The organism is Streptomyces sp. NPDC058877 (assembly GCF_042742855.1).
In the GTDB taxonomy this organism is placed as follows: domain Bacteria; phylum Actinomycetota; class Actinomycetes; order Streptomycetales; family Streptomycetaceae; genus Streptomyces.
In genome coordinates this window covers 1-22694 of record NZ_JBHYMF010000110.1, presented here as the reverse complement: position 1 = coordinate 22694, position 22694 = coordinate 1, and the positions used below count along the sequence as shown (strand labels likewise).

Genomic DNA, 22694 nt, shown 5'->3' with positions numbered 1-22694 from the left:
GCTCGCGGACATCGCGGCCCAGTCCGGGGTCAGTGAGGCCACCGTCAGCCGGGTCCTCAACGGCAAGGCGGGGGTGGCCGGCGCGACCCGCCACAAGGTGCTCGCGGCGCTCGACGTGCTCGGCTACGAGCGTCCCGTCCGGCTCAAACGCCGGAGCGCGGGTCTCGTCGGGCTGGTCGTGCCCGAGCTGACCAACCCGATCTTCCCGGCCTTCGCGCAGGTCGTCGAGCAGGTCCTCGCCGGGCACGGCTACACCCCGGTGCTCTGCACCCAGATGCCCGGCGGCGCCACCGAGGACGAGCTCGTCGACCAGCTGGTGGAGCGCGGGGTGGCCGGCATCGTCTTCCTCTCCGGGCTGCACGCGGACGCCACCGCCGACCCGGCGCGCTACGCCCGGCTCGCCGCCCGGGGCGTCCCGCACGTCCTCATCAACGGTTACAACGAGCACATCGACGCCAACTTCGTCTCCCCGGACGACCGGGCCGCCGCCCGGATGGCCGTCCGACACCTGGTCGAGCTCGGCCACGAACGGATCGGCCTCGCCATCGGGCCCACCCGGTACGTGCCCTCGCGACGCAAGGCGGAGGGCTTCACCGCCGAGCTGTACGAACTCCTCGGCATCGACCGGGCCGAGGCCGAACGGTTCATCAGGCCCACGCTCTTCGGCGTCGAGGGCGGGCACGCCGCTGCCGAGATCCTGCTCCGCGAGGGGTGCACGGGCATCGTCTGCGGGTCCGACCTGATGGCCCTCGGCGTCATCCGGGCCGTTCGGGCCCGGGGGCTCGACGTGCCCGGCGACGTCTCCGTCGTGGGCTTCGACGACTCGCCGCTCATCGCCTTCACCAGCCCGCCGCTCTCCACCGTCCGCCAGCCCGTGCAGGCCATGGCGACGGCCGCCGTCGGCGCACTCCTGGAAGAGATCGAGGGGAACCCGGTGCAGCGCACCGAGTTCGTCTTCCAGCCGGAGCTGGTGGTGCGCGGTTCCACGGCGCAGCCGCCCGACCGGCTGCTGCAAGTCCTTCCGTAACAAATTGCGCGGGGGTGTCCGGAGGGTTGACCGGGCACCCCCGCACTCGTACGGTCACGGCTGAAAACAGTTGCTGAAGCTTTCGGCAACTTCTTGCTAAGTCCTACGTCTTGCGACATCGACGTCGTACAGGAGGAAGCATGGCCAGAAAGACCGTGGCCGCTGCACTCGCCCTCGTGGCGGGAGCCGCTGTGGCCGTCACGGGCAACGCCCCTGCGCAGGCGGCCCCGCCCGGCGAAAAGGACGTCACCGCGGTGATGTTCGAATGGAACTTCGCCTCGGTCGCCCGGGAGTGCACCGAGCGCCTCGGCCCCGCGGGATACGGCTACGTCCAGGTGTCCCCGCCCCAGGAGCACCTCCAGGGCGGCCAGTGGTGGACCTCGTACCAGCCCGTCAGCTACAAGATCGCCGGACGTCTCGGCGACCGCACCGCATTCAAGAACATGATCGACACCTGCCACGCGGCGGGCGTCAAGGTCGTCGCCGACTCCGTCATCAACCACATGGCGAACGGGTCGGGCACGGGAACGGGCGGGACCCCGTTCTCCAAGTACGACTACCCCGGCCTCTACTCGGGCGCCGACATGGACGACTGTCGGGCCACGATCTCGAACTACCAGGACCGCGCCAACGTCCAGAACTGCGAACTGGTGCAGCTCCCCGACCTCGACACGGGCGAGGACCACGTCCGCGGGAAGATAGCCGGCTACCTCAACGACCTGCTCTCGCTGGGCGTCGACGGCTTCCGGATCGACGCCGCCAAGCACATGCCGGCCACCGACCTCGCCAACATCAAGTCCCGCCTGACGAATCCTTCCGCCTACTGGAAGCAGGAGGCCATCTACGGGGCCGGCGAGGCCGTCTCCCCCAGCGAGTACCTCGGCAACGGCGACGTCCAGGAGTTCCGCTACGCCCGCGACCTCAAGAGGGTCCTGCAGGGCGAGAAGCTCTCCTACCTCAAGGACTTCGGCGAGGCCTGGGGCTACATGCCCTCCGGTCAGTCCGGCGTCTTCGTCGACAACCACGACACCGAGCGCGGCGGCGACACCCTCAGCTACAAGGACGGCGCGAACTACACCCTGGCCTCCGTCTTCATGCTGGCCTGGCCCTACGGCTCCCCGGACGTCCACTCCGGCTACGAGTGGACCGACAAGGACGCCGGCCCGCCCAACGGCGGTCAGGTGAACGCCTGCTACAGCGACGGCTGGAAGTGCCAGCACGCCTGGCGCGAGATCTCCTCCATGGTGGCCTTCCGCAACACCTCCCGCGGACAGGCCGTCACCAACTGGTGGGACAACGGCAACAACGCGATCGCGTTCGGCCGCGGAGCCAAGGCGTACGTGGCGATCAACCACGAGTCCTCCCCGCTCAGCCGCACCTTCCAGACCTCCCTGCCCGCCGGCACCTACTGCGACGTGCAGAGCGACACCGCGGTGGCGGTGAACTCCGCCGGTCAGTTCACCGCCACCCTCGGCGCCAACACCGCCGTCGCCCTGCACGTGAACGCGACGAACTGCGGAGGCGGCACCACCCCGCCGCCCGCGACCGCCGGAGCCTCCTTCAACGTCGACGCCACCACGGTCTTCGGCCAGAACATCTACGTCACCGGCAACCGCCCCGAGCTCGGCAACTGGGCACCCTCCGCCGCCCTGAAGCTCGACCCGGCCGCGTACCCCGTCTGGAAGCTGACGGTGTCCCTGCCCGCCGGAACGGCCTTCGAGTACAAGTACGTCCGCAAGGACGAGGCCGGAAACGTGACCTGGGAGTCCGGGGCCAACCGCACCGCCACCGTGCCCGCCTCGGGCCAGGTCGTCCTGAACGACGCCTTCCGTAACTGATCCCGCCCTTCCGCCGGGGCCGCCCCACCGGGGCGGCCCCGCCATCCGTACCCCCGTCCCTCCTCCAGGGAGCACCCCCGTGATACGCAAGAGAACGGCGGTCGCGCTGGCCGCCGCCCTGTGCGCCGCCCTGGTGCCGGCCGTCCCCGCGACGGCCGCACCCCGGCCGCCCGCACCGCCCTCCGACCGGGCGCTCGCCGCACAGCCCGCCCGCCAGGACCTCACCCGCGAGCAGTTCTACTTCGTCCTCCCCGACCGCTTCGCCAACGGCGACACCGGCAACGACCGCGGCGGCCTCACCGGAAGCCGCCTGGAGACCGGCTTCGACCCGTCCGACAAGGGCTTCTACCAGGGCGGCGACCTCAAGGGCCTCACCGAACGGCTCGACTACATCAAGGGCCTCGGCACCACCGCCATCTGGATGGCGCCGATCTTCAAGAACCGGCCCGTGCAGGGCACCGGAGCGGACGCCAGCGCCGGCTACCACGGCTACTGGATCACCGACTTCACCCAGGTCGACCCGCACTTCGGCACCAACGAGGACCTGGCGGAGCTGATCGCCGCCGCCCACGCCAAGGGCATGAAGGTCTTCTTCGACGTCATCACCAACCACACCGCCGACACCGTCGACTACGCCGAGAAGAAGTACGGCTACCGCCCCAAGGGCGCCTATCCCTACCTCGACGCCTCCGGCCGCCCCTTCGACGACCGGACCGGGATGCGGAAGGTGGACGCGGACGCGTTCCCGTACACCCCGACGACGACCGGCGGCAAGGTCCCGTCCTGGCTCAACGACCCGACGATGTACCACAACCGGGGCGACTCCACCTGGGTCGGGGAGTCCGCCGAGTACGGCGACTTCGTCGGTCTCGACGACCTCTGGACCGAGCGTCCCGAAGTCGTCGAGGGCATGAAGCGGATCTACGAGAAGTGGGTCCGCGACTTCGACATCGACGGCTTCCGCATCGACACCGTCAAGCACGTGGACCTGGACTTCTGGACCCAGTGGGCCACCGCCCTCGACGCCTACGCCAAGAAGCGCGGCCGCAGGGACTTCTTCATGTTCGGCGAGGTCTACTCCGCCGACACCGCCGTCACCTCGCCGTACGTCACCCGGGGACGGCTCGACGCCACCCTGGACTTCCCCTTCCAGGACGCCGCCCGCGCCTTCGCCTCCCAGGGAGCCGGTGCCGACCGACTCGCCGAGGTCTTCGCCGAGGACTACCGGTACACCACCGACAAGGCCAACGCCTACGAACAGGTGACCTTCCTCGGCAACCACGACATGGGACGCATCGGCACCTTCCTCCGGCAGGACAACCCGAACGCCTCCGACGGGGAACTCGTCCGCCGCGACCGCCTCGCCAACGAGCTCATGTTCCTCTCCCGGGGCAACCCGGTGATCTACTACGGCGACGAACAGGGCTTCACCGGCCCCGGCGGCGACAAGGACGCCCGCCAGACCCTCTTCGCCTCGAAGACCGCCGACTACCTCGACGACGACCAGCTCGGCACCGACCGCACCCACGCCACCGACGCGTACGACCCCACCCACCCGCTCTACACGTCGATCGCCGCGCTGTCGAAGCTCACCCGGGAGAACCCCGCCCTCCGCGACGGCGTCCAGCAGGAACGCCTCGCCGAAGGCTCCGTCTACGCCTTCACCCGCACCGACCCGAAGACCCGGACCGAGTACCTGGTCGCGGCCAACGGCGCCACCACCGCCCGGACCGTCACCGTCCCCGTCGACTCCACCGCCCTCCACGCCCTCTACGGCGGTCAGGAGGCCGTCACGGCGGAGGACGGGAAGGTCACCCTCACCGTTCCGGCCCTCTCCTCCCTGGTCCTCAAGGCCGACGGCCCGCTGCCCGCGCCCGCGACGAAGCCCACCGTGTCGCTGAAGGCTCCGGCCGCCGGCTCCACCGGCACCGTCGAGATCAGCGCCGACGTCAACGGCGGCGGACTCAACCGGGTCGTCTTCGCCGCCCAGGTCGCGAACGGCCGCTGGCAGACCCTCGGCACCGCCGACCACGCCCCCTACAAGGTCACCCAACACGTCACCGCACCCGCCGGGACGCCACTGCGCTACAAGGCCGTCGTCGTCGACGCCGCGGGCCGCACCGCGAGCGCCCTCGCCACCACCACGGCCGGCGCACCCCCGGCAGCGGAGAAGCCGGTCGCCGTCGAGCGGACCCACGCCGTCGTGCACTACCGGCGCGAGGACGGCGCCTACGACGGCTGGCAGCTGAAGGCCGCCGGCCAGGAAACCGCCTTCACCGGACGGGACGCCTTCGGCGCCTTCGCCTGGGTCAAGGTCCCCGAGGGCGCCTCCGGCCTCACCTACACCGTGGAGAAGGACGGCACCGCCGAAGGCCCGCAGCGCAGCATCAACCTCGGCCGCACCGGCGAGGTCTGGATCACGCAGGGCCAGGACGGCCAGTCCGACGCCGACCCGGCCCCGGTGCCCCAGGACGAGGGCAAGGCCGTCATCCACTACCGGCGCGAGGACGGCGCCTACGACGGCTGGGGCCTGCACCTGTGGACCGGTGCCGCCCAGCCCACCGACTGGTCCAAGCCGCTGATGCCGACCCGCGTCGACGCGTACGGCGCCGTCTACGAGGTCCCGCTCGCCGCAGGGGCGACCTCGCTGTCGTACATCGTCCACCGGGGCGACCAGAAGGACCTACCCACCGACCAGTCCCTCGACCTGGCCGCCCACGGCCACGAGGTCTGGCTGCTCGCCGGACAGCCGAAGTACCTCCTGCCCACCACCGGCGGAGCCCCCGACCTCGACCTCGGCAAGGCCGAGGCCCAGTGGATCGACCGGAACACCGTCGTCTGGAAGGTCAAGGCCACCGACGCCACCAGCCAGCAGCTGGTGTACGCCCGGAACGGCGGGATCGCCGTCACCGACGGAGCCCTGAACACCGAGGGCCAGTGGCTCCGGCTCACCCCCTCGACCCTGAGCGAGGAACAGAAGGCGGCCCACCCGCACCTCAAGGACCTCCCGGCCTTCACCGTCGACCCGCGCGACGCCGACCGGGTCCGGGAATCCCTGCGGGGCCAGCTCATCGCCACCCAGCGCGCCGCCAACGGCGCCCTGCTCGCCGCCACCGGCGTGCAGACCGCGGGGATCCTCGACGACCTGTACGCGAAGAAGGCGACCCGGGCGGACCTCGGGCCCGTCTTCCACCGCGGTCGCCCCACCCTCTCGCTGTGGGCCCCCACCGCCCGGTCCGTCTCCCTCGACATCGACGGGAGGACCGTGCCCATGCGGCGCGACGACTCCTCCGGCGTCTGGTCGGTCACCGGACCCCGGACCTGGACCGGCAAGCCGTACCGCTACGCGGTGAAGGTCTGGGCCCCCAGCGTCCAGCAGCTCGTGACCAACCGGGTCACCGACCCCTACTCCACCGCCCTCACCACCGACTCGGCCCGCAGCCTCGTCGTCGACCTCAGCGACCCGAAGCTCGCCCCCGCCGGCTGGAAGACCCTGGAGAAGCCCGCCGCCACACCCCTGCGGGACGCCCAGATCCAAGAACTCCACATCCGTGACTTCTCGATCGCCGACCCCACGGCGAAGCCCGACCACCGGGGCACCTACCTCGCCTTCACCGACCGGGACAGCGCGGGCTCGCGCCACCTGAAGGAACTCGCCGCCTCCGGCACCTCCTACGTCCACCTCCTCCCGGCCTTCGACATCGGCACCATCCCCGAGGAGAAGTCCGCACGGACCGTCCCGGCCTGCGACCTGAAGGTCTACGCCCCCGACTCGGAGGAACAACAGGCCTGCGTCGCCGCCGCGGCGGCGAAGGACGCCTACAACTGGGGCTACGACCCCCTGCACTACACCGTCCCCGAGGGCTCCTACGCCACCGACCCCGAAGGCGCCCGCCGCACGGTCGAGTTCCGACGGATGGTCCAGGCCCTCAACGGCGACGGCCTGCGCACCGTGATGGACGTCGTCTACAACCACACCGTCGCCGCGGGGCAGTCCGACAAGTCCGTCCTCGACAAGATCGTGCCCGGCTACTACCAGCGCCTCCAGGCGGACGGCACCGTCGCCACCTCCACCTGCTGCGCCAACACGGCGCCCGAGAACGCCATGATGGGCAAGCTCGTCGTCGACTCGGTCGTCACCTGGGCCAAGCAGTACAAGGTCGACGGCTTCCGCTTCGACCTCATGGGCCACCACCCGAAGGAGAACATCCTCGCGGTCCGCAAGGCGCTGGACGCACTGACCGTCGAGAAGGACGGCGTCGACGGCAAGGCGATCGTCCTCTACGGCGAGGGCTGGAACTTCGGCGAGGTCGCCGACGACGCCCGCTTCGTCCAGGCCACCCAGAAGAACATGGCGGGCACCGGCATCGCCACCTTCTCCGACCGGGCCCGCGACGCCGTCCGCGGCGGTGGCCCCTTCGACGAGGACCCCGGCCTCCAGGGCTTCGCCTCCGGCCTCTACACCGACCCCAACGCGTCCGCCGCCAACGGCACCCCGGAGCAGCAGAAGGCACGCCTCCTGCACGACCAGGACCTCATCAAGGTCGGCCTGACCGGCAACCTCGCCCCGTACGCCTTCACCGACACCTCCGGGCGCAGGGTCAAGGGCTCCGAGGTCGACTACAACGGCGCCCCCGCCGGATACGCGGCGGCCCCCGGCGACGCCCTCGCCTACGTCGACGCCCACGACAACGAGTCCCTGTACGACGCGCTGGCCTTCAAGCTCCCGGCGGACACCTCACCGACCGACCGCGCCCGCATGCAGGTCCTCGCCATGGCGACGGCCACCCTCTCCCAGGGACCCGCGCTCTCCCAGGCCGGATCGGACCTGCTGCGTTCCAAGTCCCTGGACCGCAACTCGTACGACAGCGGCGACTGGTTCAACGCGATCCACTGGGACTGCCGTGACGGCAACGGCTTCGGCCGCGGCCTGCCGCCCGCCGCCGACAACCGTGCCAAGTGGTCCTACGGCAAGCCGCTGCTCGTCAATCCGGCCCTGACGGTCGGCTGCGCCCAGATCGACGCCGCCTCCGCCGCCTACCGGGACCTGCAGCGGATCCGCACCACCGAGCCGGTCTTCTCCCTGGCCACCGCGGACCGGGTCCAGGAAGCCCTGTCCTTCCCGCTCTCCGGCCCCGACGAGACGCCGGGCGTCATCACCATGCGCCTCGGTGACCTGGTCGTCGTCCTGAACGCGACTCCACGGGACACCGCGCAGCAGGTCGCCGACCTCGCCGGTAAGGGCTACCGCCTGCACCCGGTCCAGGCCGGCGGGTCCGACACCGTGGTGAAGGCATCGGCGTACGAGTCGGCCTCGGGCACCTTCACGGTGCCGGCCCGGACGGTGGCGGTCTTCAAGGCCGTCGACTGACCAGCGGCCCCGGGTGCCGGACCGCGTTCCGGCACCCGGGACCCATGCCGCGGTGCGGCACCCGTCACGCCAGTTCCTTCTCCATCAGCTTCACCGCGTACCGACGGCCGTCGGCCCCGACCTTCTCCAGGTGCGGGCCGACGGCCGTGTACCCCGCCCCCTCGTAGTAGGTTTTTAGGCGCCGGTTGTGCGCCTCGCAGTCCAGCCGGGCCAAGGGCCGGCCCGAGGCGGCGATCCGGCCCTCCGCGTGGGCGAGCAGGGCCCGTCCCGCACCGGCGGGTGCCGCCCCCCGGTCGGTCATCAGCCGATGCACGTATCCCGCCACCGGCGGCTGCGGCCCCCAGACCTCCCGGTCCTCCCACCACAGCTCGTACGCGCCGACCGGCCGGCTCCCGTGCACGGCGAGCCACACCTCACCCGCGGCGATCCGCTCCCGGAAGTGCGCGGGCCCCTTGGCGCCGGGCTTCCACTGGTCGATCCCGTTCCGCACCATCCAGTGCGCGGCCCCGTCGAACAACCCCACCAAGAGGTCCAGATCGCTTTCGTCCGCTCGCCGGAAGGTCACTTGTGCGTCCATGGCCCACACCATAAGTCTGTGGCCAGACAGCCCCCTCACCAGGAGTGACCCCATGCCGCAGATCACCGTCGACTACTCCGCGCCCCTCGACCGGCGCGGCTTCGCGCTCGCCCTGCACCCGCTCGTCGCGGAGACCGTCGACGCCGCGGTCGAGGACTGCAAGACCCGCTTCCGCGAGGTCGAAGAGACGGTCGTCGGGGACGGCGGGGCCGTCGCCGCGAGCGTGCACGTCGAGATCGCCCTGCTGCCGGGCCGTACGGAAGGGGCCAAGGCGCGGCTCGCGGAAGCCGTGCTCGACCTGTTGCCGCGACACCTCAAGACGACGGACGGGGTCCTCCTCTTCACCGAGGTGCGCGACCTGGAGGCGTCCTACCGCAAGCGTTGATCGGGCACGACGGGCGTCGCGGACGGGAGCAGCGCGGCGAGCCGGGCCACCAGGTCCCCGAAGGGGCCGTCGGCCGGCTCGTCCGCGAGGATCCGGACCAGGACCTCCGCCATCTCCGCGTCGTACGCGGCGCTCACCGCAGCCAGCGCCGCGAAGTCGTGCACCAGCTGCAACTCCAGCTCGGTGCGCGGGACCCGGCGCCCGTCCAACCAGAGCAGCGCCGTCGACTCGGCGAGCGACACCCAGGAGCGGACGACCATGTCGAGCCGCGCGGTGGGCGCCTCGACCTCCAGGTGCGCCAGGATCTGCTCGTACGCCGCCTGTCGGACCTCGTCGATCATCGCGTTGGTCGTGGAGGAGCCCACCGCGGGACCGCCGCGCATCAGTGCCGAGAAACCGGGCCCGTGCTCGTCCACGAAGTCGAAGAAGCGGCTCATCACCCGCAGCAGCCGGGCGCCGAGCGGCCCGCTCGGCGGCTCCACGAACCGGGCCGCCAGTTCGTCCGCCGCCCGCCGCAGCGCCGCCTCGTAGAGGCTCTGCTTGCCGGGGAAGTAGTGGTAGACCAGCGGCCGCGAGATCCCCGCGGCTGCGGCGATCTCGTCGATCGACACCTCGTCGGGAGAGCGGCTGCTGAAGAGTTCGAGGGCCACCCCGATCAACTGCTGCTTGCGCTCCTCGACGCCCATCCTGCGGCGTACCCCGGTCGTCATGCCAACAGCCTAACGGTGTCCGTTACGCTCCTGCCCCATGAGCGCTTCCGACCAGGACACCCCGACGGCCGACGCCCCGGAGGCCGACGAGGTCCGCGGGACCCGAGGGGGGCGTGCGGCCGGCACCGCCCCGAAGGCCCCCGGAACTCCCGAACCGCCCGCGTCCTCCGAGGAGTCGGAGGTCCCCGACGGGGTCCGGGGGGAGGGGCTCACGCCGAAGCAGGCGCGGCGTCTGCGGGTCGCCGCCGCGTCCGTGCTCCTGGTCGCCCTCGCCGTGGTGCTCGTGGTGCGGCTCGCGAGCCGCACGTCCGTCCTCGTCGTCGGCGTCTACGGCCTCGCCATGATCCTCTGCGGCATCGTGATCGAGCTCTCCCGCAACGGCCGCACCCGCCTCGGCACCTGGCTCCTGGTCGGCGGTCTGCTGACCGCGCTGGCCCTGGACTGGTTGGTGCTGCCCTGATCCCTAGAGGTCGAGGACGAGTCGCTTCCCGGCGCACCGCGAGACGCAGATCAGCATCGAGTCCTTCCGCTCGGCTTCGGTGAGGAGCTCGTCCCGGTGGTCGACCTCGCCCTCCAGGACCCGCTGTTGGCAGGTCCCGCAGAAGCCCTGCTGGCAGGAGTACGTGAGGTCGGGCCGTTCCCGGCGCACCGCCGCCAGCAGTGACTGATCGGCCGCCACCGTCAACGTGCGCCCAGTGCGCCGCAGTTCGACTTCGAAGGCGGTGCCGCCCCCGGTGGCGGCGGCCGTGAAGCGCTCCAGGCGCGGTGTCCTGCCGTCCGGCATCGCCGCGCTCACCGCCTCCATCAGGCCCTCGGGGCCGCAGCAGTACACGGCGGTCTCCGCGGCCAGCCGCGCGAGGAAACCGAGGTCGGGGCGGCCGGACTCGTCCTCGGCCACCACGGTGACCCGGTCGCCGCCCAGCTCCTCGACCTCGGTCAGGTACGGCATGGTGGTCCGGTTGCGCCCGCAGTACACCAGCCGCCAGTCCGCTCCCGCCGCCTCGGCGGCGCGCAGCATCGGGAGGACCGGGGTGATGCCGATGCCGCCGGCGACGAAGACGTACGCGGGGGAGTCGACGAGCGGGAAGCGGTTGCGGGGGCCCCGGAGTTCGATCTCCGTGCCCTCCCGGAGTCGTTCGTGCACTTCGCGCGAGCCGCCCCGACCGTCCTCGACGAGCCGCGTCGCCACCGTGTACGCGCGGGCGTCGGCCGGATCGCCGCAGAGCGAGTACTGCCGGACGAGGCCCGACGGCAGGACGAGGTCGACGTGGGCGCCCGGCTGCCACGCGGGCAGCCCGTCGCCCTCCAGGCGCAGTTCGACGACGCCCTCGGCGGGGGCGGTGCGTCCGGCCACCCGGACCTTGCGCGGGACGGTGCTGCCCCGGCCGTACCCGGACACGGGTTCGTCGAGCGAGGGCATCGGCCACAGCGGGGCCGTGGACATGCGGCTGCGGACGGCGCGACGGGCGAGCAGCGCGGCTCCGGCGACGAGCGCGATGGTGGTGAACCGGGGCATCAGCGGCCTCCGTTGGCGCCGGGGGAGGCGGCCAGGTAGGCCATGGCCTGAGCGGTGTCGCCCTCCTGGGTGGGGTGGTAGGAGCGGCTGAGGTAGCGGGGGACCGAGCGCAGCATCGCCGGGGTGGAGGGCAGCAGGCCCTGGCGGCCCTTGCGGACGAAGTCCGCGAAGGAGGCCTTCGGGTCGAGCAGGGAGGGGTCGTTCTCCATGAAGAAGCGGATGCCCCGTTGCCAGAGGAAGACGAGGGTGGAGAAGGCGAGCGCCCAGGTGCGGGCGCGGCGCCGGTAGCCGCCGTCGAGGTGCATGAACAGGTCGAAGGCGACGGCCCGGTGCTCGACCTCTTCCGCGCCGTGCCAGCGCAGCAGGTCCAGCATCGTCGGGTCGGCGCCGACCCGGTCGAGTGCCTCGGCGTTGAGGACCCAGTCGCCCAGGAAGGCGGTGTAGTGCTCGATGGCGGCGATCAGGGCGACCCGTTCCCTCAGCCACCAGCGGCGCGGTCGACCGGGCGGCAGGGTCCGGTCCCCGAGGAGCTTCTCGAAGAACCAGTCGATCTGTGCGGTGTACGGAGTGGGGTCGAGCCCCAGTTTCCGCAGGTGCGGGAGGACGTCGTCGTGGGCCTGGGAGTGGATGGCCTCCTGGCCGATGAAGCCGATGACGTCCTCGCGCAGCCGGTCGTCGGTGATGTGCGGGAGCGCCTGCTTGTAGACGTGCACGAACCAGCGCTCACCGGCCGGCAGGAGCAGGTGCAGCACGTTGATGGTGTGGGTGGTGAAGGGGTCGCCCGGTACCCAGTGGAGCGGTGTCTCCTCCCAGTCGAAGGAGACCTTGCGGGCCTTGAGCTCGACGTGCTCCGACGCCACCGGTGCAGGCTGCGTATTAGACATGACGTCAATGTACTGAGGGGTAGGGCGCTGGCAACAGGTCCGTGCGACGTCTTTTTGGCCCCTCCTCAGCGCAGGGCGGTCCAGTGCGTCCCGTCCCGCAGCGTCCCCTCCAGGTCCGCCCGCGCGCCCGCCTCCGCCGGCACCACCAGCAACGGGCCGCGTCCCCTGGCCTCCACCCCGCCCGAGACCCGCAGGGACGTGAAGTCCCTGCTGCCCGCCGCCAGGACGAACCAGTCGCCGCCCGGCGCCCGCCACAACACGCCCGCGAGCATCCGGGGGTTGCGCACCCCGCAGGCCGACGACCCCTCCGAGCTGGCCGCGAGCGCGGCCGGAACCTCCGGCGACGGAACGAGGAACTGGGCCAGGACCCGGCTGCCGGTGCCCCGCCAGGTCTCCGCACGGGTGCACAGCCAGGTTCCGTTCCCGGCGCCCTCCGGGAGCGGCTGCTCCGCGAACCGCCACGCGTTCACCGAACGCACCCCGCGCGCCCGCACCGCAGCCAGTTGGCACGCCGTCCGCGCCCAGGCCTCCCGAGCCTCGCGCCCCGTCGCGTCCGCCGGAGAGGCCGGCGGGCCCCACAGCAGCCGCGCGGGCGCCAACTCGCCGAGGTCGGTGAGCAACCGGACCCCCGAACCGTCCCGCACCCGCAGGGCGTTCCAGCGGGTGCAAGCACCCGAGGAAGCGGAGCCCGGCACGGGATCGGTCACCCCGGTGGCGTCCCGGTGCAGCGGGCGCGGGTCCTTCGCCGGCGAGAGGAGGTCCCGTACGGCCGTCTCCCGCACCCAGGGGGCCGTCAGATAGCGCACGTTGCCCGCCGCACGGGACACGACCAGCGCCGCCGAACCGACCGCGTCGGCCCCGTCCGTCCGCGCGAAGTCCAGGGCGGCCCCGGCCGTCCCCTCCACCGGCTCCGCGTATCGCACGGCCCGCAGCCCGTCGTGGAAGAGCACCACCCGCATCCCGTCGACCCGGTCCGCGAACAACAACTGCGGCGGCCCCATGGGCGGCCCGACGGGCGTCCCCGGCGTCGCGGACGCGTGCACGGAGGCACCGGGCCGCGCCCACACGGCGAGCGCCCGCCGCAGGAGTTCGCCGTCCCCGGCCAGCCCGCCGCGCGCCGGCCAGGCGGAGAAGTCCCGCCGGGTCGCCCCCGGCCACACCGAGGGCCCCACCCGCTTGACCGCAGCGGGGTCGAGGGCCGCTTCGGCGGCGGGGTTGCGGGCGTACGAAGGGGCGGCAGCACCGTTCCTGCCCCAGCCGTCCCCCGGGAGCCCGAGCAGCGTGCCGCACACGACGAGCGCCGTGACGGCGACGAACGCGGCCCTCGTGTGCTGGCGCCGGCGCATCAGATCGGTCGGTCGGGCCTGGAGCGCACAGGGATCGAACTCGTCCGACTCCAGCAGCGTGGCGCCGCTGGGGCGTCGGGGGAAGACCGGCCCCCCGGGAGCGCCGTCCGTCGGTCCGCCCGGCCCCCCGGAAGGGGCCGCCACCCCCTCCGGCCCCTCGGTTCCCCCGTTGCGGCCGGCCCGCTCACCGCTCGCGCCGGGAACGGGCCGCCCGTCGGCCCCGGCCGTGGCGTCCGTCCCCGCCGCGCCGGGTTCCTCCAGCCCGTCCGCCTCCGCCAGTGCCGCCGCCGGGTCCTCGACGCCGGCGGCGGCCAGCACGCGCAGGACCTCCGGATCGCCCTGGCGCTCCAGCCCGCGGAGCACGTACGCCGCACGGCCCGGACCGGAGAGCCGGGACAGCTTCTGGTCCAGGGCGAGTTCGTCGGCGCCGCCCACCCGCGGGAAGAGCCGGAGCCCCCACACGTGCGGCAGCAGCGGCGGGAACTGGGCCCGCTGCGGCAGCGCGAGCCGCCGGAGCGGAAGGCCGGCCACCAGGGCCTGTCGGAGCACCTCGACCCGCACGTACGCATAGCCGGGATCGACCGCGTCCTCGGCCTGCCGGGGCCCGGGCACGGCAGGGCCGGGAACCCGTCGGCGCGGCAGCGACCGCTGGACGAGCGCGTGTGCGGTCAACACCCGGCGGTTGCGGCCGAGGGCCGGCGGCAGGACGAGGTAGGCGATGCGGACGAACCGCGGATAGCTCTCGACGAGCGCGGCCTCGGCCTGCTCGACGTCGACGGGGCCCACGGGCGCGGGACGGAGATCCTGGGTGCTCACGTTCAGCAGAACGAGCGATTCTTCTGATGGTCACCCCGGTTCCGGTCGTGGTGCTCCCGGGCCGTCCCGACCGCCCCGCCGGGTCCCGACCGCGGAGCTCAGGCCGCGGTGACCGTCAGCCGTTCCCGGATCAGCTCCGTCACCCCGTCCGGGACGCCGAGCCCCTCCCGCACGTACTTCTCCATCGACCCGTGCCGCACCGCCACCTCGTCGAGCGCCGCGTCCAGGTACTCCGGCAGCACCCCGATCAGTTGGAGTGCGAGCTCGGGGTCGCCGCCCTGGGCCGTGAACCCCTCGACCATCGGTGCGAACGCCCAGCGCACCGCCGGGTTGACCGACAGGTACTCGGCCCGCACCGTCGCCTCGTCCGCACCGAGCAACGACAGGACGACCGTGGCCGCCCAGCCCGTCCGGTCCTTGCCCGCGGAGCAGTGGAAGAGCAGTGGCCCCGCGCCCGGAGCGCCCAGCTCGCCGAGCAGGGCGCGGTAGGACGCACGGGCCGCATCGCCGGAGACGAAGGTCCGGTAGGTCCGGGCGAAGGCCGCGCGGACCCGGCCCCCGCTCAGGTGCTCCTCGGCGAGCGCCGGGTCGGCGAGCAGGGCCTTCAGGCGGGCGGCGGGCGGGAGCCCGCTGTCGGCCAGGTAGTCGGCGAGGACGTCCGCGACCAGCAGTCGGGCGCCGGCGGGGAGGCGGTCGGGCCGCTCGCCGCGCTCGACCCCGGTCCGGAGGTCGACGACGGTCCGGATGCCGAGGCCGGCGATCACCGGCTCGGCGGGGTCCAGCCGGTCGAGCTGCGCGGAGCGGAGGACGAGCCCGGGCCGGACCGAGCGCCCGTCACCGAGGGGCAGGCCGCCGAGATCGCGGAGGTTGGCGACGGAGGTGGCGGGAATGGCGGGCATGGCGTCGGTTCCTCCGGTTCGTGCGCGTTCCTGTCGACCGTAAGGGATCGACCGACTCCCGGCAGGTCCGCGCGCCTTCGCCGCTCCGGGGAGACTTCCGCGCGGGAGCCGCCCCGCGACCGCCCTCACCCCTGCGCGAGCGCCGCCAGGACCTCTGCCTCCCGTTCCGGGGCGAGTCCGACCGCCGGGCGGTCAGCGCGGTGGGGGGCGACCCCGCCGAGCGACTCCAGCCAGCTCCAGGTGTCGGCCACCGTCTCCTCGACCGGTCGGCACCGCAGCCCGGTGGCCAGCGCCCGCGAGACGTCGGCGGTGTACAGGGCGTCGAACATCTCCCCCGGCGGCAACCACACGGGCAGCTCCGTCCAGGGCGCCGCGCCGGCCGCGAGGACCGCCTCCGGCGGAGCCCAGCGCAGCGCGGCCCCGGAACCGGTCACCCGCACGCAGGCGTCGAGCAGCTCGCCCATGGTGGTGTGCCCGGGCGGCGAGACCAGGTTGTACGGTCCCGAGAGCCCGGCCGCCACCGCGTCCAGCGTCCACGCCGCCAGGTCGCGGACGTCCACGTACTGGACCGGCAGGGTCCGCGGCCCCGGTGCCAGAACGGCCCCGCCCCGTGCGATCCGCCCCAGCCACCAGGGAAGCCGCCCCACGTTCTCGTACGGACCGAGGATCAGGCCCGCCCGCACGAGCAGCGCCCCCTCGGGGCCGAAGGCCGCGGTGGCGGCGAGCTCCCCGCCCCGCTTGGCTTCCCCGTACGGCACCTCCCCGTCGTCCGGGGACCCCTCGACCAGCGGACCGTCCTCCGAGAGTCCGGCGGCGGGCGGCCAGGCGTACACGGAGCGGCTCGACACGTACGCGTACCGGCCGGCCCGGTCCGCGAGCAACCGGGCCGCGTCCCGCACCGCCGAGGGCGCCGCCGACCAGGTGTCCACGACGGCGTCCCAGGAACCGGTGGAGAGGGCGGCGAGGCCCCCCGCTGCGGTGCGGTCCCCGGTCAGCACCCGGACGCCCGCCGGGGGCGCGTGGGTGCCGCGGTGGAAGACCGTCACCTCCCAGCCCCGGTCGACGGCCGCCTCGGCGATCGCGCGGCCGACGAACTCCGTGCCTCCGAGCATCAGTAGCTTCATGGCCCGAGCCTGCCCGCCCGGCGTGCGGGGGGCCAGGGAGTTCCGCTCCCGGAGGATTCCGCCGGCGGCGGAACGCCGCGGCCACGGCGCTCGCCGCCCGGCCCGGGCCCTTGCCGTTTCCCGCGGTCGCCCGGCCCCGATCCTCCCGGCGAAGGCGCGGTCGCGGTCGCGGTCCGGCCGGACCGCCCGAGCCGGACGCGGGGGAGCCGCCGACCGTCTTCCCCGTGCTTCCCGTGCTCCACGACGAAGGGCGCCCACCGCGTGCAGCGGTGGGCGCCCCTCGGGAAGCGGTGCGGAAGCGACCGGGATCAGACCTGGCCGGCCTTCTCCAGGGCCTCGCAGCAGGTGTCCACGATGAGGCGGGTCACCACGTACGGGTCCACGTTCGCGTTCGGGCGACGGTCCTCGATGTAGCCCTTCTGGTCCTGCTCGACCTGCCACGGGATGCGGACCGAGGCGCCGCGGTCCGAGACGCCGTAGGAGTACTCGTCCCACGGGGCGGTCTCGTGCAGACCGGTCAGGCGCTCGTCGATGCCGGCACCGTAGTTCTTGACGTGGTCGAGCGGCTTCGAGCCCTGGCCGAGCGACTCGCACGCGGTGATGATCGCGTCGTAGCCCTCGCGCATCGCCTTGGTGGAGAAGTTGGTGTGCGCGCCCGCACCGTTCCAGTCGCCCTTCACCGGCTTCGGTTCGAGCGTCGCGGAGACGTTGAAGTCCTCGGCCGTGCGGTAGAGCAGCCAGCGGGCCACCCACAGCTGGTCCGCGACCTCCAGCGGAGCCAGCGGGCCGACCTGGAACTCCCACTGGCCGGGCATGACCTCGGCGTTGATGCCGGAGATGCCGAGACCGGCCTTGAGGCAGTTCTCCAGGTGCGCCTCGACGATCGGGCGGCCGTGGATCTCGTCCGCGCCGACACCGCAGTAGTAGCCGCCCTGCGGGGCCGGGAAGCCGCCCGCCGGGAAGCCGAGCGGACGGGCGCCGTCGAAGAAGGTGTACTCCTGCTCGATGCCGAAGATCGACTCCTGGGCGGCGTACTTGGTGGCGACCTCGGCCAGCGCGGCACGGGTGTTGGAGGAGTGCGGGGTCATGTCCGTGTTGAGGACCTCGCACAGCACCAGGATGTCGTTGCCGCCGCGGATCGGGTCCGGGCAGGAGAAGACCGGCTTCAGGACGCGGTCCGACGCGTGGCCCTCGGCCTGGTTGGTGCTGGAACCGTCGAAGCCCCAGATCGGCAGCTCGTCGAAGGCGAGGCCCTCACCGGCGATGATCTTCGTCTTCGAGCGAAGCTTCGCGGTCGGCTCGGTGCCGTCGATCCAGATGTACTCAGCCTTGAAGGTCACGGGTCTCATCCTTATGGCGTGCTGCTGCGGGGTTCCGCCTCGGCTCGCGGCACTGCGAGGAGCTGCGGTCTCTGCGCTGACTGCGCGGTTTCTGTTCGACCGCAGCTTCGCAACACGGGATTTCCCGTCGATTGCCCGTTTGTGAACCCCGTGTTACTCAGCCTTCCTGCACTTCCCGCGACCGCCGTGCGACCCCGTGGGCGTCGAGGAGCGCCCCGAGGCCCGCCCCCCTCACCCGCCGGACCAGCTCGGCGTACGAGGTCCCGAGGGCCTCCGCGGTCCGCCCGAGGTGCCAGTCGCACCCCGCGAGCCGCTGCAGCAGGTACCCCTTCCGGATCTGGTTCTCGGAGAGCCGGAAGGTCTTCAGGTAGGCGGCCCGTCCCTTCCGGTCGGTGATCACCTCACCGATGTGCTGCTCCCGCCCGCTCCGCTCGAACGGCGGAAGGAACCGGTACAGCTCGAACGGGCCCGCCCGCCGGACCCGCTCGAAGGCGTACGGCGCCTCCCTCAGGTCCCGCGCCATCACCCCGTCGTGTGCCGCCGCCCAGGCCCGCTCCTGCTGCCGGGCCGCCGCCCGCAGGTCCGCGAGGTCGCGGATGCCACCGGCCCCGTCCCGGATCCGCGCCGTGAACTCCGGAACCGGGGCACCGTAGTGCGCGTACTGGTGGACCAGCTCCCCGTAGAGGTCCTCCACCAGCGTCGGATGCAGCAAGCGGTAGTCCTCCGGGTGCGGCACCACGAAGGCCGCGGCCAGCGCGTCGGCCACGTACAACAGCAGTCCGCACTGGCCCGGGTGCAGCTCGAAGACCCGCAGCGCCTCCGCGAGCCCGGGCACCGCCCACCCCGCGTACGCCGCCTCGGCCCGCGGTGACAGGCCCCGCCGCACCGCCTCCCGGGACATGTCGTCCCAGGCCACCGACGGCCCGCCGAAGTGCAGCGCCAAGTAGCCTTCCAGCGACAGGTGCAGGGGGAGGAACCGCAGCCGCCGCTCGACCCGGCCGTCCGTGCCGCGCCGCCGCCGGACCATCCGGGAGAGCCGGCGCACCGGCACCAGGTCGGGCATCGCGACGGGCGCGCTCCTGCGCGCGTCCCCGCCACCCGACCGTTCTTCCCCGTCCGTCGCCCCGCTCCCGATCCGGGTGCCGTACACCGCGGCCTCCGCCCCCGCCCCCGTCCAGTCGGCGACGAAGCCGTGCGGCACGTACGAGGTGTACGCGGTGCGCCCGTCGAGGTCGACCCGGGTCTCCCCCCACCCCCCGTAGACCTCCCGGTGCAGCCGCAGCCCCGGCACCGGCTCGGCCCGCACCAGCGGCACGAGCCGCACCGCGCCCCACACCTGGGAGGGCCGCACGTCGAGTCCGGTCAGATCGATCCGGCTCATCGCTCCGCCTCCTTCAGGAACCGTTCCACCCGCCGGTCCAGGTAGGCCCGCAACTCGGTGAAGCCCGTCCGGCCCTCGGCGAACTGCGCGATCTCCACCAGGGCCGCCAGGTCCTCCGCGTCCCTGATGCCGGCGGTGGGCACGCTCGGCGCGAGCCGCCGCACGTCGAAGACCTCGGCGTCGTATACGGGGTTCAGATGCACCACGCTCGTCCTCCGTTCCCGGTCCAGGCGGGACCGCCACACCCGCAGCACCTCGCCCGCGAGGCCCGGAGGGGCGTTGTCCCAGCCGTCCGAAACGATCACCAGACGCTCGGGACCGCACTCCAGGGCGTCCAGGACCCGCAGGCCGAGGGGGGTCGGCCCGAAGGGGCGGACGAGCAGGGCGTCGCTCCCGCCCGAGGTCCACAACGGGGTGTACGCCCCCGGGGCCGCCAGCGCCTCCAACAGGAAGTGGCAACCGAGCGCCACGGCCAGCGGCCGACGCCGCTTCACCGCCGAGCCGGAGGAGGAGAAGCTGTCGTCGAGGACGGCCGCCACCCGCCCCCAACTCCCGGCGTACGGACCTGCCGCGCGCCGGGCCGCAGCCCGCAGCGCAGCGGTCAGCTCCGCCCGCCGCGCCACCCGTTCCCCGAGCGGGAGCGCCAGCACGTACAGTGCGAGCCGGGTGAGCGGCATCACCGACAGATCGGCCACCCGGTCCGTGCGCAGCCGCTCCAGGCGCGTCATCCGCGGCGCGATCCGCTCCAGGAACACCGCGCGGGGCACCCCGTGCCGCGCGGCGAACCCCTCGGCAACGGTGAACGGCAACTCGTACAGCGCCCCCTGCTCGTAGTGCGCCCGGCGGTGGGCGTCGAGCAAGGGGTTTTGGTAGCGGACCCGGCGCCCCGGCGAGAAGAGGAAGTCCCCGGTCTCGGGGTCGGGCAGCCGCCCGTGGACGTGCCGCAGGGCGGTCTTCAACCCGCTGCGGTACTTCACCGCGTCCAGCGCCGGATCGGGGCGGTTCCCGAGCCACTCGCGCACGATCGCCCGGGTCCGGCGGTTGTTGACCCCGGCGGTGCGCAGCGCCCCGAACAGTCGGTACGCCCGCTGCGGGGGCAGCAGCGCGAGGCGCGCGGCGATCAGCCGGCCCTCGCCCGGCTCGGCCTCCCCCGGAGTGCGGAGCAGTTGCTCGATGACGAGTGCGGCGTTGTGGTCGTTGATGTCGAGTGCGAGGGCGGCGGCGTACACGGGTCGGTAGTTGACGCGCACGTACGCGTGGAGGAAGGCGAGCGAGAAGTGCTGCTCGGCGGCGGAGGAACGGAACTCCCGCTGGCCGGTGGCGGTCACGGCCGCGTTCACGAAGAGCAGGACGTCCTCGGCGGCGACGAGTTCGGACATGCTGCCCTTGCCTTTCCGATCCGGGGGCCGGCCGGGGAAGGAGGGCACGAACAGCGAAGACGTTGCTTCAGAGGCAGGTTCCGGAAGTCGCACCGGAGTCCCGCGGCCGGCACGGGAACGCTAGCACCGGCCCGGGGGATGCCCGCCAGTGGGTTTCGGGGCCGTTGGCCGTCCGTGCGGGTCCCGCGGGGAGGAGGGCCGGCCGGTCCCGGCCCGCCGCCGGCCGGCAGACTGGGGGCATGGCGAAGCACCTGGGCTCGAAGCCCCGCATCGGACTCCTCGGCACCGGCCCCTGGGCGGCCCGGACGCACGCGCCCGCGTTGGCCGGACACCCGGGCATCACGTTCAGCGGGGTGTGGGGCAGGCGCGCCGAGGCGGCGACCGGGCTCGCCCGGGCCTCGGGCACGCGCGCGTACGAGGACGTGGAGGCCCTGTTCGAGGCGAGCGACGCCGTGGCCCTGGCGCTCCCGCCCGACGTCCAGGCGCCGTTCGCCGTCCGGGCGGCGGCGGCCGGCTGCCACGTCCTGCTCGACAAGCCGGTCGCCACCACGGTGGAACTCGCCCGTGAGGTGACCGGTGCGGTGGCGGCTGCGGGGGTCGCCTCGGTGGTCTTCTGCACACTGCGGTTCGCGGAGCCGACGGCGCGCTGGATCGACGAACGGGCCGCGGCGGGCGGCTGGTTCCTCGGCGAGGCCCACTGGTTGGGTTCCCTCTACGGCCCGGGATCCGCCAGTGCGTACGCGGCCTCGCCCTGGCGCAAGGAGAAGGGCGGCCTCTGGGACGTCGGTCCGCACGTCCTCTCCGTCTACCTGCCGGTCCTCGGTGACGTCACCGAGGTCACCGCCGTTCCGGGCCCGGACGACACCCGCCATCTGGTGCTGCGCCACGCTTCGGGAGCGAGCAGCACGACCACGCTCACCCTGAGCGCACCCCCGGAGGCGGCCGGGGCGGCCCTCAGCCTGTACGGCACCCGGGGCCGGGTCGACCTGCCCCGCTGGAACGGCGCGGTGGATGCCTTCGCCGCGGCCGTGGACGCGCTCGTCACCGCAGCCCGCACGGGCGAGCCCCATGCCTGTGACGCCCGTTTCGGCCTGCGCCTCACGGAGATCCTCACGGAGGCGGAGCGCCGTGCGGGTCCGTGACGGAAACACCGGGCGGGCCGGTCCTCCGGGCCCCGTCGGGGCGGCAGGACCGGCCCCTCCGGAGGGCGCCTCCCGGTTCCCCGACCGCCCTGCGCCCCCGCGAGGTCCCCGGTCAGCGGGACAGTGCGTCCCGCACGGCCTCTTCGGTCCTCCCGATGACGGCGGTGCCGTCCTCCGCCGTGATGATGGGCCGCTGGATGAGCTTGGGGTGCTCCGACAGCGCCTCGATCCAGCGCTCCCGGGCCGTCGCGTCCCGGGGCCACTCCTTCACCCCGAGCTCCTTGGCCACGGCCTCCTGGGTGCGCGTGATGTCCCAGGGTTCGAGCGCGAGCCGCTTGAGGACCTCCCGGATCTCCTCGGACGTCGGCACGTCCTCCAGGTAGCGCCGCACGGTGTAGTCGGCGCCCTCCGCGTCGAGCAGGGTGAGGGCGCTGCGGCACTTGGAACAGGCGGGGTTGATCCAGATCTCCATGGCGCCACGGTACCTGCCGCGCCCCTCGTCACCACCACACAAACCCGTTCTGGCCAGGGGCGATTGTCAGTGCGGGGCCCTAAAATGGGGGATGAAGGTGAGGGTCCCGGGGAGGGCCCGCACCCACCGTTCGCCAGGAGGTAGCCCATGGCTCTTGCCGTGATCCGGACGCCGTCCATCGAACCCTGGAAGCCGCTCCGGAAGAAGCCGCTCCCCGCGGGACGGCCCCGCGAGTGGTACGTGTCGCACAACCGCCGCCTGAAGGCCATGCGCCTTGCGATCGCCCTCCTCGACGCCGGCGTCTACGTCCCGTCGAAGGCCACGAACGCGACGATACGCAGCACGGCCGACCACATCGGCATCCACCCGCCCTCCGACGCCACCTGCCGCATGGTCCGCACCCTGATCCGTCACGGTCGCTGACCCCGGACTCCGCACGGTTCCGCCACCACACGGCGCGAGGGGCGTCACCCCGGAAGCCCCGGGG

General features: G+C 73.0%; 18 protein-coding genes. 7 read left to right on the top strand and 11 right to left on the bottom strand.

All coding sequences use genetic code 11. The features are described 5' to 3' along the window. From ACFW2Y_RS23540 to pulA, 3 genes are all read left to right on the top strand, one after another. A partial coding sequence (locus ACFW2Y_RS23540; protein ID WP_384882588.1) for a LacI family DNA-binding transcriptional regulator occupies positions 1 to 1027 on the top strand: 1027 nt, incomplete at its 5' end. 140 nt (positions 1028 to 1167) lie between these two features. Further along, positions 1168 to 2865: a carbohydrate-binding module family 20 domain-containing protein gene (locus ACFW2Y_RS23535; RefSeq protein WP_384882585.1), complete on the top strand. Its 1698-nt coding sequence runs from the start codon at positions 1168 to 1170 to the stop codon at positions 2863 to 2865. 79 nt (positions 2866 to 2944) lie between these two features. Continuing rightward, the gene (gene pulA / locus ACFW2Y_RS23530; RefSeq protein ID WP_384882582.1) at positions 2945 to 8236 is read left to right on the top strand and encodes a pullulanase-type alpha-1,6-glucosidase; all 5292 of its coding nucleotides are present in this window, start codon (positions 2945 to 2947) and stop codon (positions 8234 to 8236) included. A 64-nt stretch (positions 8237 to 8300) separates the two neighbouring features. Here pulA and ACFW2Y_RS23525 read toward each other — a convergent pair whose 3' ends face one another. Beyond that, positions 8301 to 8813, bottom strand: a complete 513-nt coding sequence (locus tag ACFW2Y_RS23525) for a GNAT family N-acetyltransferase (protein ID WP_384882580.1) — start codon at positions 8811 to 8813, stop codon at positions 8301 to 8303. A gap of 52 nt (positions 8814 to 8865) precedes the next feature. Here ACFW2Y_RS23525 and ACFW2Y_RS23520 point away from each other — a divergent pair, with 52 nt between their 5' ends. Further along, positions 8866 to 9198, top strand: coding sequence for a 5-carboxymethyl-2-hydroxymuconate Delta-isomerase (locus ACFW2Y_RS23520; protein ID WP_384882577.1), 333 nt, complete (start codon positions 8866 to 8868; stop codon positions 9196 to 9198). On the opposite strand, the gene ACFW2Y_RS23515 is transcribed toward ACFW2Y_RS23520, so the two are convergent. Further along, entirely contained in the window at positions 9183 to 9908 is a 726-nt protein-coding gene (locus tag ACFW2Y_RS23515; RefSeq protein ID WP_384882574.1) for a TetR/AcrR family transcriptional regulator, read from the bottom strand. The genes ACFW2Y_RS23520 and ACFW2Y_RS23515 overlap by 16 nt on opposite strands. A 37-nt stretch (positions 9909 to 9945) precedes the next feature. On the opposite strand from ACFW2Y_RS23515, the gene ACFW2Y_RS23510 reads away from it, so the two are divergent. Continuing rightward, entirely contained in the window at positions 9946 to 10368 is a 423-nt protein-coding gene (locus ACFW2Y_RS23510; protein ID WP_384882571.1) for a hypothetical protein, read from the top strand. A 3-nt stretch (positions 10369 to 10371) separates the two neighbouring features. Here ACFW2Y_RS23510 and ACFW2Y_RS23505 read toward each other — a convergent pair whose 3' ends face one another. From ACFW2Y_RS23505 to ACFW2Y_RS23470, 8 genes are all read right to left on the bottom strand, one after another. Next, entirely contained in the window at positions 10372 to 11424 is a 1053-nt protein-coding gene (locus ACFW2Y_RS23505) for a PDR/VanB family oxidoreductase (protein ID WP_384882568.1), read from the bottom strand. After that, on the bottom strand, positions 11424 to 12308 hold the full coding sequence (locus ACFW2Y_RS23500) for a metal-dependent hydrolase (RefSeq protein ID WP_384882565.1): 885 nt from the start codon (positions 12306 to 12308) through the stop codon (positions 11424 to 11426). The genes ACFW2Y_RS23505 and ACFW2Y_RS23500 overlap by 1 nt, the downstream gene beginning before the upstream one ends. Before the next feature lie 65 nt (positions 12309 to 12373). Further along, positions 12374 to 14470: a hypothetical protein gene (locus ACFW2Y_RS23495; protein ID WP_384882562.1), complete on the bottom strand. Its 2097-nt coding sequence runs from the start codon at positions 14468 to 14470 to the stop codon at positions 12374 to 12376. Positions 14471 to 14568: 98 nt separating this feature from the next. Then, entirely contained in the window at positions 14569 to 15369 is an 801-nt protein-coding gene (locus ACFW2Y_RS23490; RefSeq protein ID WP_384882559.1) for a tyrosine-protein phosphatase, read from the bottom strand. Positions 15370 to 15494: 125 nt separating this feature from the next. Then, the gene (locus ACFW2Y_RS23485; protein WP_384882555.1) at positions 15495 to 16493 is read right to left on the bottom strand and encodes an NAD-dependent epimerase/dehydratase family protein; all 999 of its coding nucleotides are present in this window, start codon (positions 16491 to 16493) and stop codon (positions 15495 to 15497) included. Between the two features lie 308 nt (positions 16494 to 16801). Next, complete coding sequence (glnII, locus tag ACFW2Y_RS23480) at positions 16802 to 17833, bottom strand: glutamine synthetase (RefSeq protein WP_384882553.1); 1032 nt, start codon at positions 17831 to 17833, stop codon at positions 16802 to 16804. Positions 17834 to 17990: 157 nt separating this feature from the next. Beyond that, the gene (locus tag ACFW2Y_RS23475; protein ID WP_384882550.1) at positions 17991 to 19214 is read right to left on the bottom strand and encodes a hypothetical protein; all 1224 of its coding nucleotides are present in this window, start codon (positions 19212 to 19214) and stop codon (positions 17991 to 17993) included. Continuing rightward, on the bottom strand, positions 19211 to 20593 hold the full coding sequence (locus tag ACFW2Y_RS23470) for a hypothetical protein (RefSeq protein ID WP_384882547.1): 1383 nt from the start codon (positions 20591 to 20593) through the stop codon (positions 19211 to 19213). The genes ACFW2Y_RS23475 and ACFW2Y_RS23470 overlap by 4 nt, the downstream gene beginning before the upstream one ends. Positions 20594 to 20832: 239 nt before the next feature. On the opposite strand from ACFW2Y_RS23470, the gene ACFW2Y_RS23465 reads away from it, so the two are divergent. Continuing rightward, positions 20833 to 21735, top strand: a complete 903-nt coding sequence (locus tag ACFW2Y_RS23465) for a Gfo/Idh/MocA family protein (RefSeq protein WP_384882544.1) — start codon at positions 20833 to 20835, stop codon at positions 21733 to 21735. A 112-nt stretch (positions 21736 to 21847) separates the two neighbouring features. On the opposite strand, the gene ACFW2Y_RS23460 is transcribed toward ACFW2Y_RS23465, so the two are convergent. Continuing rightward, the gene (locus ACFW2Y_RS23460) at positions 21848 to 22207 is read right to left on the bottom strand and encodes an arsenate reductase family protein (RefSeq protein ID WP_384882542.1); all 360 of its coding nucleotides are present in this window, start codon (positions 22205 to 22207) and stop codon (positions 21848 to 21850) included. A gap of 147 nt (positions 22208 to 22354) precedes the next feature. Here ACFW2Y_RS23460 and ACFW2Y_RS23455 point away from each other — a divergent pair, with 147 nt between their 5' ends. Continuing rightward, on the top strand, positions 22355 to 22630 hold the full coding sequence (locus tag ACFW2Y_RS23455; protein WP_384882539.1) for a hypothetical protein: 276 nt from the start codon (positions 22355 to 22357) through the stop codon (positions 22628 to 22630). The last annotated feature ends 64 nt before the right edge of the window (positions 22631 to 22694 follow it).

Coding starts and splice junctions, on each gene's coding strand:
- ACFW2Y_RS23500 (WP_384882565.1), bottom strand. CDS start 12,308: ATGTCTAATACGCAGCCTGCACCGGTGGCGTCGGAGCACGTCGAGCTC.
- ACFW2Y_RS23515 (WP_384882574.1), bottom strand. CDS start 9,908: ATGACGACCGGGGTACGCCGCAGGATGGGCGTCGAGGAGCGCAAGCAG.
- ACFW2Y_RS23470 (WP_384882547.1), bottom strand. CDS start 20,593: ATGTCCGAACTCGTCGCCGCCGAGGACGTCCTGCTCTTCGTGAACGCG.
- ACFW2Y_RS23455 (WP_384882539.1), top strand. CDS start 22,355: ATGGCTCTTGCCGTGATCCGGACGCCGTCCATCGAACCCTGGAAGCCG.
- ACFW2Y_RS23460 (WP_384882542.1), bottom strand. CDS start 22,207: ATGGAGATCTGGATCAACCCCGCCTGTTCCAAGTGCCGCAGCGCCCTC.
- ACFW2Y_RS23525 (WP_384882580.1), bottom strand. CDS start 8,813: ATGGACGCACAAGTGACCTTCCGGCGAGCGGACGAAAGCGATCTGGAC.
- ACFW2Y_RS23475 (WP_384882550.1), bottom strand. CDS start 19,214: ATGAGCCGGATCGATCTGACCGGACTCGACGTGCGGCCCTCCCAGGTG.
- ACFW2Y_RS23505 (WP_384882568.1), bottom strand. CDS start 11,424: ATGCCCCGGTTCACCACCATCGCGCTCGTCGCCGGAGCCGCGCTGCTC.
- ACFW2Y_RS23520 (WP_384882577.1), top strand. CDS start 8,866: ATGCCGCAGATCACCGTCGACTACTCCGCGCCCCTCGACCGGCGCGGC.
- ACFW2Y_RS23465 (WP_384882544.1), top strand. CDS start 20,833: ATGGCGAAGCACCTGGGCTCGAAGCCCCGCATCGGACTCCTCGGCACC.
- ACFW2Y_RS23510 (WP_384882571.1), top strand. CDS start 9,946: ATGAGCGCTTCCGACCAGGACACCCCGACGGCCGACGCCCCGGAGGCC.
- ACFW2Y_RS23535 (WP_384882585.1), top strand. CDS start 1,168: ATGGCCAGAAAGACCGTGGCCGCTGCACTCGCCCTCGTGGCGGGAGCC.
- ACFW2Y_RS23490 (WP_384882559.1), bottom strand. CDS start 15,369: ATGCCCGCCATTCCCGCCACCTCCGTCGCCAACCTCCGCGATCTCGGC.
- ACFW2Y_RS23485 (WP_384882555.1), bottom strand. CDS start 16,493: ATGAAGCTACTGATGCTCGGAGGCACGGAGTTCGTCGGCCGCGCGATC.